Raw genomic sequence first — 11,946 nt, forward strand, 5'->3', positions numbered from 1 at the left:
GGGGCCGTGAACCCGGCCGTGTCCGGCAGGCGGTCGAAGGGCGCGGGAAGCGGCAGCTCCTCGCCGGCCCGGTGCGGCTCGGTGCCGTGTCGTCGGTCGCCCTGCCACGACCGTCATGGTGCGGCCACCCCTCGCGACGGACCAGCCGCAGCTCAGAGCATCCGGTCCCCTGCGCATCGGGGGCGTCGTCCCGGCCGCCCTCACCCCCGCCCGAACCGCTCCTCCCGGTGGGCCCGCCAGCGGGACATCATCGCCGCGACCTCCTCGTCGACGAACTCGAAGAAGGCCAGGGTCTCCTCCAGCCGGCGGCCCGCCGGGGTGTCCGCGCCCAGGCTGGTCACGCCCTCCCGGAGGGCGTCCTCCCAGCGCTTGATGACCGCCTCGCGGTTGGCGAGCGCCTCGTACCACTGGTCGCCGTGGACCCGGTACCGCTCCCGGCGCGAACCGGGCTCGCGCTCGCGGGAGACCATGTGCACCTGCGCCAGGTAGCGCACCGCCCCGGAGACTGCGGCCGGTGAGATCTTGAGCTGTCCGCCCAGTTCGGCGGAGGTCATGACCCCGGCGTCGGAGGCGAGCAGGGCCCCGAAGACACGGGCGGGCATGCGCGGGAGCCCCGCTTCCACGAGCTGCGCAGCGAAGTGCTCCACGAACCGTGAGACCGCCTCCGGGTCGCGGGCCGCACCGCTCGGTTCCGCCATGATCCGTTCATCTCCCCTGCTCGGACGCCACGGCGCAGTCCAGTCGTCGTTCATACGCTTCCTTAACTTCACAAAGTTCTGAAGCAAGCGTACGTTCCGAAGCATGACCAAGGCCATCACCGTGTCCGGACTGCACAAGTCGTTCGGCCGGACCCACGCACTGGACGGACTCGACCTGAGCGTCGGGGCCGGCGAGGTCCACGGCTTCCTCGGGCCCAACGGCTCCGGGAAGTCCACGACCATCCGCGTCCTGCTCGGCATGCTGCGCGCCGACTCCGGCGCCGCTCAGGTGCTCGGCCGCGACCCCTGGGCCGACGCCGTGGAGATCCACCGCCGGATCGCCTACGTCCCCGGTGACGTGACGCTGTGGCGCAACCTCTCCGGCGGGGAGGTCATCGACCTGTACGGCAGGCTCCGCGGCGGGCTCGACACCGCGCGCCGGGCCGAGCTGGTCGAGCGGTTCGAGCTGGACCCGACGAAGAAGGGGCGCACCTACTCCAAGGGCAACCGGCAGAAGGTCGCGCTGGTCGCCGCGTTCGCCTCCGACGTCGACCTGCTGATCCTGGACGAGCCGACGTCCGGTCTCGACCCGCTGATGGAGGAGGTCTTCCAGCGCTGTGTCGCCGAGGAACGGGAGCGCGGGCGGACCGTGCTGCTGTCCTCGCACATCCTCAGCGAGGTGGAGGAGCTGTGCGACCGGGTCAGCATCATCCGCAGGGGGCGGACCGTGGAGAGCGGTTCGCTGGCCGAGCTGCGGCACCTGACCCGGACCAGTGTGAGCGCCGAACTCGCCGGCCCGCCCGACGGTCTCGCCACCCTGCCCGGCGTGCACGATCTCGACGTGCGGGGGCGCAGGGTGCGGCTCCAGGTCGACACCGACAAGCTGGACGCGGTGCTGCGCTCACTGAGCGAGACCGGCGTGCGGTCGCTGACCTCCACCCCGCCGACGCTGGAGGAGCTGTTCCTGCGGCACTACCAGGACGGGGCGGCCGAGGCGGGGGTGAGCGCCCGATGAGCGCCACCGCCTTCGCCGTACGGCCCGCCGGCTCCCGCCACCTCGCGGGCACGGCGATCCTGTTGCGCTTCGCGCTGCGCCGGGACCGGCTGATGATGCCGGTCTGGGTCGGGGTGAACGCCCTGATGGTGCTGTCCATGCCGAACACGCTGAAGGGGCTCTACGGCACCCCGGCCGAACGTGCCGACCTGGTCGGCCAGATGGCCACCAACTCCTCGCTGCGCGCGATGGTCGGCCCGGTCTTCGGCGACTCCCTCGGCGCGCTGACCGCCTGGCGGGTCGGCGTGTACGCGGGCGCGCTGGCCGCGGTGACGGCGCTGCTCGTCGTCGTACGGCACACCCGCGACGAGGAGGAGAGCGGGCGTCAGGAGCTGGTGGCCTCCGGGATGGTGGGCCGCCGGGCCCCGCTGACCGCGGCGCTGCTCGCGGCGGCGGTCGCGAGCGGTGTGCTGGCGCTGCTGGTGGCGGTCGGGCTGGCCGGGCAGGGCGCGGGCGGCGCGCTGGCGTTCGGGCTCGGACTGGCCGGCGTGGGCATGGTGTTCGCGACCATGGCGGCGATCGTGGCGCAGCTGACGGAGAGCGCGCGGCTCGCGCGGGGACTGACGGCGGCGGTGCTCGGGGCGGCGTTCGTGCTGCGGGCGGCCGGGGACTCCGCGACGGACGGGGGCTCGTCACCGCTGACCTGGGCGTCGCCGCTGGGCTGGCTGGAGAACCTGCGGGCGTTCGCCGGTGAGCGGTGGTGGGTGCTGGGCCTGTTCGCCGGAGCGGCGCTGCTCCAGGGGGCGGTGGCGTACGCGCTCGCCGGGCGCCGGGACCTCGGCATGAGCTTCCTGCCGAGCCGTCCCGGACCGGCCGCCGGGCGGCTCGGCGGCGCGGGGGCGCTGGCCTGGCGGCTGCAGCGGGGCGGCGTGCTCGGCTGGAGCGTCGGCTTCCTGCTGGCGGGGCTGGTGTACGGCTCGCTGGCGGACGGGGCGGCCGAACTCGTCGGCGACAACGAGAGCGCCCGGGAGATCTTCCGGCGGATGGGCGGGCGGTCCGGGCTGACGGACGCCTTCCTCGCCACCATGGCCGGGATGCTGGGACTGGTCGCGGCCCTGTTCGTCGTGGCGTCGGTGCTGCGGCTGCACGGCGAGGAGACCTCCGGGCGGGCCGAACCGGTCCTCGCGGGCGCGGTGGGACGGCTGCGCTGGGCGGCCGGGCACCTGATGGTGGCGTTCGGCGGGTCGGTCCTGCTGATGCTGCTCGCCGGGGCGGGGCTCGCGCTCGGTCACGGTGAGCGGGCGGGCCCGGTCCTGGGGGCGTGTCTGGTGCAGCTCCCGGCGGTGTGGGTGATCGGCGGGGTGGCGGTGCTGCTGCACGGGCTGGTGCCCGGGGCGGCGATGGGCGCGTGGGGCGTGGCCGGTGCGGCGCTGCTGATCGGCTGGGTCGGCCCGGCGCTGGACGTGCCGGGGGCGGTGCTGGACCTGTCGCCCTTCGGTCATCTGCCGAAGCTGCCGGGCGGGAGCATGGAGTGGCCCCCGGTGCTCATCCTCACGGCTCTCGCCGCGGCTCTGGTGACGGCGGGGCTGGCCGGGCTGCGGCGGCGGGACATGACGACGTGACGGGGATCCTCGGCCCAGGACCGCTTGAGCTCCCGGGCGGGTCGGCGGCCCGACCGTCCGGACGCGTGGTCACCCCACCTCCACGGCCAGCCCCTCCAGCCCCCGGATCACGAAGTTCGGCTTCCGCCGCGGTTCCGCCGCCAGGCGCAGGGTCGGGGCCTTCTCCAGGAGGGCCGTCATCGAGGCGGCCAGTTCGATGCGGGCCAGCGGTGCGCCGATGCAGTAGTGGATGCCGGCGCTGAAGGAGATGTGCGGGTTGTCGGCGCGGGCCAGGTCCAGGCGGGACGGGTCGGTGAAGACCGCCGGGTCGTGGTTGGCGGAGCCGAAGAGCAGCGCGATCTCCGCGCCCCGCGGGATCACCTGCCCGTCGATCTCGATGTCGTCCAGCACCCAGCGCTCGAAGAGCTGGAGCGGGGTGTCGTAGCGCATCAGCTCCTCGATCGCCGTGGGGACCAGGGAGTGGTCGGCGCGCAGGGCCGCCAGCTGGTCGGGGTGGCGGAACAGCGCCCACCAGCCGTTGACCGTGGAGTTCACGGTGGCCTCGTGGCCCGCGTTCAGCAGCAGCACGCAGGTGGAGATCATCTCCTGCTCGGTGAGCCGGTCGTCCTCGTCGTGGGCGGCGATCAGGCCCGAGATCAGGTCGTCGCCGGGTGCCTTGCGGCGCTGGGCGATCAGGTCGCGCAGGTAGTCGGAGAACTCGACCGACGCCCGGACCGCCCGCGCCGCCGCGTCCTCGGACGGGTTCAGCTCGTACATCCCGCAGATCTCCGCCGACCAGGGGCGCAGCGGGGCACGGTCGGCCTCCGGGATGCCCAGCATCTCGGCGATCACCGCGACCGGGAGGGGTTCGGCGACGTCCTTGAGGAGGTCGCCGCCGCCCGCCTCGACCAGCGCCCCGACCAGCTCGTCCGCGAGGGTGCGGACGTACGGCTTGAGGCGCTCCACGGTGCGCGGGGTGAACGCCTTCGACACCAGGCGCCGGATGCGGGTGTGGTCCGGCGGTTCGAGGTCGAGCATGCCGTGGTCGTTGAGGGTGTGGAACGGCTCGTGCTCCGGCGGGGGCGGCGTGCGGCCGAACTCCTCGTGGGTGAAGCGGTGCAGGTACGTCCGGCCCAGGCGCCGGTCGCGCAGCAGCGCCGAGACGTCCGCGTGGTGCGCGACCAGCCACTGGTCCGTCGGCTCGAAGTACCGCACCCGGCCCCGCTCCCGCAGTCCGGCGTAGGCGGGGTAGGGGTCGGCGACGAACGCCGGGTCCCACGGGTCGAACGCGAGGTCGTCAGGAGCAGCCATGGACGGACGGTAGCCCGGCACCCGGCCCGCTGACCAGGGTCAACCCGGGGTGACCAGCCGTGCCTCGTAGGCGAACACCGCCGCCTGGGTGCGGTCCCTGAGGCCCAGCTTCACCAGGATGCGGCTGACGTGCGTCTTGATCGTCGACTCGGCGACCACCAGCCGCCCGGCGATCTCGGAGTTCGACAGGCCCTGCGCGATCAGCACCAGCACCTCCGTCTCCCGCTCGGTCAGGTCGCCGTACGCCGCCTGCGCGGACGGCATCAGCCGCGGTGCCTCGGACAGCTTGGAGAACTCGGTGATCAGGCGCCTGGTCACCGTCGGGGCGAGCAGCGCCTCCCCGGCCGCGACGACCCGCACCCCGTCGGCGAGCTGGCGGGCGGAGGCGTCCTTGAGCAGGAAGCCGGAGGCGCCCGCGCGCAGCGCCTGGTAGACGTACTCGTCGAGGTCGAAGGTGGTGAGCACGAGCACCTTCGCCGTGCCGTCGGCGGCGACGATCTCCCGGGTCGCCTCGATGCCGTTCAGCTCGGGCATGCGGATGTCCATGAGGACGACGTCGGGGGCGAGTTCGCGGACCCGCTCGATCGCCTGGCGGCCGTTGACCGCCTCGCCGACGACCTCGATGTCGGGCATCGCGTTCAGCAGGACGGAGAAGCCCTCGCGCACCATCATCTGGTCGTCGGCGATCAGGACCCGGATGGTCATGCGTCACCCTCGTTCACCGTGGCGACCGGCAGGAACACGGCCACCTCGTAGCCGCCGTCGTCGGCCGGACCGGCCGTCATCTCCCCGTTGAGCATGGTGACCCGCTCGCGCATGCCGGTGATGCCGTGACCGGCACCGGGCGAGGGCTTCACCAGGCCGGGCTCGGGCATCGGGCCGTTCACCACGCGCACCCCGAGCCCGCCGAGGACGTACCCGATCTCCACGCGGGCGCTCGCGCCGGGCGCGTGCCGCAGGCTGTTGCTCAGCGCCTCCTGCACGATCCGGTACGCCGACAGTTCCACGCCCTGCGGCAGCTCCCGCACCGCGCCGGTCACCACCTTCTCCACGTCCAGACCGGCGTCGCGCACGTTGACCAGCAGGGAGTCGAGGTCGGCGAGGGTGGGCTGCGGGGCGTCCGGGGCCTCGTAGTCCTCGGCGCGGACCACGCCGAGGATGCGGCGCAGCTCGGTGAGGGCGGCCACCGCGTTCTCCCGGATGGTGGCGAAGGCGCGCTCCAGCTCCGGCGGCGGGTTCTCCACCCGGTAGGGGGCGGCCTCGGCCTGGATGGCGACCACCGACATGTGGTGGGCCACCACGTCGTGCAGTTCGCGGGCGATGGTGGTGCGCTCCTCCAGCGCGGTGCGCCGCGAGCGTTCGTGCGCGGTGACCGTCTGCTGGGCGGTCACCTCCTGCTGCGCGGTGCGGCGGACGTGCCAGAGGGAAACCAGGAGCAGGGCGAACGCGGACGTCACCATCATGGGCCCGCTGTTGGTGTAGTAGTACGCGCCGCTGAAGACGATGTCCGAGAGGAAGGCGTAGGCGGCGGTCAGCACCCACATCCAGGCCGCGGTGCGGGGCCGGGTGCGCAGCGCCACCACGACCAGCACCGCCAGGTGGCAGACGAACGCGCCGGGCACCCACGGCCAGTCGGCCCCGCTCTGGTTGAGGACGGCGACCACCGGGGTCGCCGCCAGCGACAGCCAGAACGCGCCGACCGGCCGGAACAGGGTGGCGAGCACCGGGAGCGCGCACAGCACGCCGGTCAGGAGGGCCGCCACGTCCCCGCCGGGCAGGCTGCCGCCCACCGCGCCGGCCAGGAAGGCGATCAGCGCGACGGCCCCCACCACCGCGTGCGGGAGCCGCCGCGCGGACGACCGCAGCCCGCCGGGCAGCCGGCGGACGAACGGGCCGTCGGTGTGCCGGCGCGGCAGCGGGCGGAAGGCGAAGGCGTCGTGGAAGAGGTCCTGGCGCAGTCCGCTCAGGGCGTCCTGGGCGAGCCGGTACTCCGGGCTGCGCGTCCTGGCGCCGGCCGCGGACGTCGCGGCCCGGGAGCGTGTGTGGGTCGTCTCGGTCACGCTCACACGGTAGGCCGACCGGGGGACGCCGGTCGTCCCCGCTGAGACGGGTATCGGGAGGTCCCCCTCAGGTACTACGCGGCCCGCCCCGGGCGCCGTTCAGTACCCGGAGGGGCGGACCAGGCCCGACTCGTACGCGAAGACCGCGGCCTGGGTGCGGTCCCGCAGGCCGAGCTTGACCAGGATGCGGCCGACGTGGGTCTTCACGGTCTGCTCGGCCACCACCAGCCGGACCGCTATCTCCGCGTTGGACAGGCCCTGCGCGATCAGCGCGAGCACCTCCGTCTCCCGCTCGGTGAGGTCCCCGACGCGTTGCTTGAGCGGGGTGCGGGGGCGGTCGTCCAGCCGGGAGAACTCGGCGATCAGCCGGCGGGTGATGCCGGGCGCGAGCAGGGCGTCCCCGGCCGCCACCACCCGGACCGCCTCGGCGAGCTGATCGGCGGAGGCGTCCTTCAGCAGGAAGCCGGAGGCACCGGCGCGCAGCGCCTCGTAGACGTACTCGTCGAGGTCGAAGGTGGTGAGGACGAGCACCTTGATGTGCGGGGTGGCGGTGGTGATGCGGGCGGTGGCCTCGATGCCGCCGAGTTCGGGCATGCGGATGTCCATCAGGACGACGTCCGGGGCGAGTCCGGCGACCTGCGCGACCGCGTCGAGTCCGTCCACCGCCTGGCCGACCACCTCGATGTCGGGCTGGGCGTTGAGCAGCACGGTGAAGCCCTGACGGACCATCTGCTGGTCGTCGGCGATCAGTACGCGGATCATGCGGGTCCGTCCTGGGGAAGGGGGTGGGTGGCGGGCGGGGCGGCGACCGGGAGGTAGGCGTCGACCTGGTAGCCGCGGCCCGGGAGGGGGCCGGCCGTCAGGCTGCCGCCGAGCATCGCGGCCCGTTCCCGCATGCCGAGCAGCCCGTGACCGGCGCCGGGTGACGGGGCCGCCCGACGGGTCGCGCCGGTGTCGGTGACCTCCACCCGCAGCCCGCGCGGATCGTAGGCGAGGGCGACCCGGGCGCTCGCGCCGGGTGCGTGCCGCAGGACGTTGCTCAGCGCCTCCTGCACGATCCGGTACGCCGACAGTTCCACCCCGGGCGGCAGCGGGCGCCGTCTCCCGCTGATCCGGGTGGTGACGGTCAGTCCGGCGGCGCGGGTGTTCTCCACCAGCGCCTCCAGCCGGTCGAGGGTGGGCTGCGGGGCGTCCGAGCGCTCGCCGGGGGCGGGGTGTTCGGAGCGCAGCACGTCCAGCACGCGGCGCAGCTCGGTCAGCGCCTCGACGGCGTTCTGCCGTATGCCGGCGAGGTTCTCCTTGAGTTCGTCCGTCGGGTCCCGCACGAGGTGCGGGGCGACCTGGGCCTGGATGGAGATCACCGACATGTGGTGGGCCACCACGTCGTGCAGTTCCCGCGCGATCCGGCTGCGCTCCTCCAGGAGGGTGCGCCGGGCGCGTTCCTCGGCGGTGAGCGTGGTCTGCCGGCCGAGTTCGACACGGGCCTCGCGGCGTCCGCGCAGGGCGGTGCCGAGGACGACGACGACGGCGAACAGGGTGACGGCGAGGTGGCCGGTGGGCTGGTAGTTCCGCCCTCCCACCAGCCCCTGGACGACATAGGTGAGCAGCGAGGTCAGCGCCACCGCCTCGGCCGAGACGCGGCTGCGGACCCGCAGGGCGAGCAGCAGCAGCACGAACAGGTGGGCGATCAGCCCGGCCGAGGTCCAGGGCCAGGTGAACTTGTACTCGCCGGGGGCCATCCGGGCGCGCACCGCCATCGCCCCGAACACCGTGACCAGGAGCGACAGCCACCATGCCGGCACCGGCCGGCGCAGCGCGAGCACCATCGCGCCGCTCTGCCCGAGCGCGATCAGCAGGGCGGCCCCGAGGCCCAGTCCGCCGTGTTCGTACAACTGGGCCAGGTCGCCGACGAAGACACCGAACGCGGCCAGGCACACGAACCCGTGCGGCACCCAGCGCAGCCACACCGACGGGGGCAGCGGGTCCGCCCGCCAGGTCCACAGGTCGTCCCGCAGCACGCCCAGCCACCGCCGGACGAGCGCCACCCCCTCGTTCGCCACGCGGTTCAGCCTAGACATGGCGTACGTCCTTCGTCGCCGGCCGGTGCGCACGGACCACCCGGGACCGGCCCCGCCGCCCGCCCCCGCCCCGCTCCCACGACCGGAAGGCCGCCCGGCAGACCGCGAGGGCGAGGAGGAACACCGGCAGCCACGCCAGCCGGGCGGCGACCCAGCCGAGGCCGTCGGGCACCGTGTGCAGGCCGGGCAGACGGCCGGCCAGGAGGCCGGTGGCGGTGGTCGCCATCAGGGCGGTCTGGTGCCAGAGGAAGACGGTCATCACGGAGAGGTTGACCAGCGCCACCGCCGCCCACGCGACCGGACGGCGCATCGCACGGCGCAGCCGTTCCCGCAGCAGCAGCGCGAGCCCGCACTGGGCGACGCCGAAGGTGACGGCGGCCAGCGTCGGCGGGTCGAGGTTGGAGACGGCGGCGCCCGGGACGCCGACCATCGACGCCGGATAGCCGGCCCAGGCGACCAGCGCGGCCGTGACGGCCGTACCGGAGAGCAGCAGGATCCAGCCGGACCTGCGGCGTTCCAGCTCGCCGCGCGTCCAGGCGGCGCCGAGGGCGTACGGCACCAGCCAGCCGGCCGCCAGGTTGAGCCAGCCGAGCCAGGCGGGGGCTCCGAAGCCGAAGCGGAGCAGGTCGACGTGGAGGACGACGGCGAGCGGCCACAGCGGGTGGAGCCGGGCCAGCAGCGGGGTCGCGGCGGTGAGCGCGGCGAAGACCAGCAGGAACCACAGCGGCGACAGGGCGAGCTTCACCAGGGTGCGGACGGTCGCGTACTCGGCGCCGGAGAGCAGCAGGACGGCGGTGACGGCCGTCCACAGGACGAGGACGGCGGCGACCGGGGTGAACAGCCGGGTCAGCCGGCCGCGCAGCCAGCGGTGGTACGGGATGCCGCGGGCACGGGACGAGGCGTACCCGCGCGTCGCCACATGCCCGCCGACCAGGAAGAACACGGCGAGGGTCTGGAAGGCCCAGGAGACGGGGGCCAGCCACGGCAGGTGCTGGAGGGGGCTGGCGGTGCGCAGGGTGCGTCCGTCGGCGACCAGGGCGGTCACCAGCCAGTGGCCGAGGACGACACCGAGGACGGCGCCGGCGCGCAGGGCGTCCACGGCCCGGTCGCGATGGCCGGGGGTGGCCGCGTCGACGCGCGCGGCGGTGTCGCGTACGACGGCCGGCAGGCGGCTCATGAGGTCACCGCCCGCGTCTCGCCGAGGACGATCCGGGTCAGGTTGGCCAGGGAGGCGGAGCCGGGGGTGAAGTAGTCGCTGTGGCCGCCGTCACCGGCCGCGAAGACACGGGCGCCGAACGCCGGGGAGACGGGGTCGGTGCCGAAACCGACGGTGGTGCCGAAGAGGCCGGCGCTGAGGTGCGGCACGTGCTCCACCCAGTCGTCCTCGCCCCGGGCGGCCCAGACGCGGGCCCGGGTGCGCAGTGCGGCGGCGGTGTCGGCGCCGGTGCCGGGGCTGCCGACGAGGGCGAGGTCGTCGACGTCCGGACCGGCGGCGGCCCGGGCGCAGACGACGGATCCGTAGGAGTGGCACAGGAGCGAGACGCGGGGGCCCCGGCCGACGACGGCCCGCAACTCCCGTATGAAGGCACGAAGTTCGGGGGCGGCTTCCTCCGCCCGGTCCGTGGTGGCGACGGCGGTGCCGACGGTGCCGGGGGTCTCGTAGCCGAGCCAGGCCACGACGGCCGTGCGCGTGCCCGCGGGGGCTTCCCGGGTGAGCCGCTCGTGCAGGGCGAGGGCCCCGGCGCGGAACCGGCCGTAGGTGTCGAGGCCGGTGTCGGAGCCGGGGACCAGGACGGCGACGCGGTCGGCGTGCGCGAGGTCGCCGAGGACCTCGGTGACCAGCCCGGGGCCACGCCCGTCGAAGGCCAGCAACTGCCGCTCGGGCGCGGCCAGTTGCCGGTCGGTGGCGGCCCGTTCGCGGTGGCCGTGCGCGGCGGCGGTACGGGCCGCGGCGCCGGCGTTCGCACGGTGGGCCGCGTAGGTCGCCTCCAGGGTCGCCGCGGTCGGTGGTGCGGGCGCGGCGGGCGGCGGCGCGGGCACCCTCGGCCGCCCCGCCCCCGCGAGCGGCACGGCCACCGCGCAGGCGACCAGCGACGCGAGCACCCCGCGCCGCCACCGCCGCCCTGGCGCACGGCCTCCGCCGTCCGGTCCCCGTCGTCGCCCCATGCCCGTCGCCCCTCCCCGTCCGCCCGCCGATCGGGCCGCCGGGAAGGCAAGTTACGGAGCGGCGCGCGTAACCCGCGTCCCACCGGGGGACTCACCTGCGGGGTAGCTCTCAGGTATGAGGGGTATGACCGGACCGGCCCGCGGGCGGCGGGGGTTCACCAGGCGAGCTGGGCGATCTCCTCCGCGACCACCGCGCAGGCGTCCGCCGCCGGATCGATCAGCGGGAAGTGGCCGACGCCGTCCAGCAGCGTCACCCCCACCACCTCGCCCGCCTTCGCGGCCGCGTCCGCGTAGGACTCGGCGACCGCCGGGGGGACGTCGAGGTCGGTGCGGCCCTGGACCAGGGTGGTGGCGATCCCGGTGGGCAGCAGCAGCGCCGGGTCGGCGTAGGGCCGACGCTCCGCGAAGTGCTCGTCACCGCCCAGGAGTTGGCGTACTCCGGCGCCGCAGACGTCCAGCTTGTCGGCGACCGCGAAGTCGGCGACCGGGGCGAGCGCGACGACGCCGCGCAGGGGTGCGGGGCCGTCGGTGCGCCAGGGCGCGTCGGCCGGCAGGAGGTGCCGGGCGGCGGCCCACAGCGCGAGGTGGCCGCCGGCCGAGTGGCCGGTGAGGACCGTGCGGCCCGGGTCGGCCCCCGGCAGGTGCGTGCGGACCAGGGGCTCCAGCGCGTCCAGCGCGGCGGCGACGTCGTCGAAGGTCTCCGGCCACCGCCCGGCGACCGCGTCCCCGCCGCCCCGCTCCCCCGCGCCGCGCCGGTACTCGACACTGGCCACCGCGAAGCCGCGCCCGGCCAGGAAGGCGGCGAACGGGCTGATGTGGCGCCGGTCGTAGGGGGCGCGCCAGGCCCCGCCGTGCAGGACGACGACCACGGGGGCGGGACCGCCGGGTCCGCCGGACCGGCGCGGCGCGTAGAAGTCGATCAGCTGGTCCGGGGCGTCGCCGTAGGCCGCGGTGGCGTCGGGGTCGACGGGCGGATGGGAGAGAGCGGACCTCTCCTCGGCTGCGGCCCGGGCGGCTGCGACGTCGTCCGACATGCTC

Annotated in this window: 11 protein-coding genes; 2 read left to right on the forward strand and 9 right to left on the reverse strand. The window is 74.9% G+C overall.

Annotation, left to right across the window (positions count from 1 at the left end):
• Positions 1 to 200 precede the first annotated feature (200 nt).
• Complete coding sequence (locus FHX78_RS16055) at positions 201 to 698, reverse strand: GbsR/MarR family transcriptional regulator (protein ID WP_145868144.1); 498 nt, start codon at positions 696 to 698, stop codon at positions 201 to 203.
• Positions 699 to 801: 103 nt separating this feature from the next.
• On the opposite strand from FHX78_RS16055, the gene FHX78_RS16060 reads away from it, so the two are divergent.
• Both FHX78_RS16060 and FHX78_RS16065 read left to right on the forward strand, forming a co-directional pair.
• Positions 802 to 1,713 (forward strand): ABC transporter ATP-binding protein, encoded by a 912-nt coding sequence (locus FHX78_RS16060; protein ID WP_145868145.1) that lies wholly within the window; start codon positions 802 to 804, stop codon positions 1,711 to 1,713.
• Positions 1,710 to 3,314, forward strand: coding sequence for an ABC transporter permease (locus FHX78_RS16065; protein WP_145868146.1), 1,605 nt, complete (start codon positions 1,710 to 1,712; stop codon positions 3,312 to 3,314). Before FHX78_RS16060 ends, FHX78_RS16065 begins: the two co-directional genes overlap by 4 nt.
• Before the next feature lie 69 nt (positions 3,315 to 3,383).
• Here the strand turns inward: FHX78_RS16065 and FHX78_RS16070 are convergent, their stop codons facing one another.
• From FHX78_RS16070 to FHX78_RS16105, 8 genes are all read right to left on the reverse strand, one after another.
• On the reverse strand, positions 3,384 to 4,604 hold the full coding sequence (locus FHX78_RS16070) for a cytochrome P450 (protein ID WP_145868147.1): 1,221 nt from the start codon (positions 4,602 to 4,604) through the stop codon (positions 3,384 to 3,386).
• A gap of 39 nt (positions 4,605 to 4,643) precedes the next feature.
• Positions 4,644 to 5,309, reverse strand: a complete 666-nt coding sequence (locus tag FHX78_RS16075) for a response regulator (protein WP_145868148.1) — start codon at positions 5,307 to 5,309, stop codon at positions 4,644 to 4,646.
• Entirely contained in the window at positions 5,306 to 6,664 is a 1,359-nt protein-coding gene (locus tag FHX78_RS16080) for a sensor histidine kinase (RefSeq protein ID WP_189908562.1), read from the reverse strand. The genes FHX78_RS16075 and FHX78_RS16080 overlap by 4 nt, the downstream gene beginning before the upstream one ends.
• A 99-nt stretch (positions 6,665 to 6,763) precedes the next feature.
• Positions 6,764 to 7,426, reverse strand: coding sequence for a response regulator (locus FHX78_RS16085; protein ID WP_145868150.1), 663 nt, complete (start codon positions 7,424 to 7,426; stop codon positions 6,764 to 6,766).
• Entirely contained in the window at positions 7,423 to 8,742 is a 1,320-nt protein-coding gene (locus FHX78_RS16090) for a sensor histidine kinase (RefSeq protein ID WP_145868151.1), read from the reverse strand. The genes FHX78_RS16085 and FHX78_RS16090 overlap by 4 nt, the downstream gene beginning before the upstream one ends.
• The gene (locus FHX78_RS16095) at positions 8,735 to 9,919 is read right to left on the reverse strand and encodes an acyltransferase family protein (RefSeq protein WP_145868152.1); all 1,185 of its coding nucleotides are present in this window, start codon (positions 9,917 to 9,919) and stop codon (positions 8,735 to 8,737) included. Before FHX78_RS16095 ends, FHX78_RS16090 begins: the two co-directional genes overlap by 8 nt.
• Positions 9,916 to 10,908: an alpha/beta hydrolase gene (locus FHX78_RS16100; RefSeq protein ID WP_145868153.1), complete on the reverse strand. Its 993-nt coding sequence runs from the start codon at positions 10,906 to 10,908 to the stop codon at positions 9,916 to 9,918. Before FHX78_RS16100 ends, FHX78_RS16095 begins: the two co-directional genes overlap by 4 nt.
• 155 nt (positions 10,909 to 11,063) lie before the next feature.
• Complete coding sequence (locus FHX78_RS16105; RefSeq protein WP_145868154.1) at positions 11,064 to 11,942, reverse strand: alpha/beta hydrolase; 879 nt, start codon at positions 11,940 to 11,942, stop codon at positions 11,064 to 11,066.
• Positions 11,943 to 11,946: the final 4 nt, after the last annotated feature.

Origin of the sequence: Streptomyces capillispiralis (genome assembly GCF_007829875.1) — a bacterium.
In the GTDB taxonomy this organism is placed as follows: Bacteria; Actinomycetota; Actinomycetes; order Streptomycetales; family Streptomycetaceae; genus Streptomyces; species Streptomyces capillispiralis.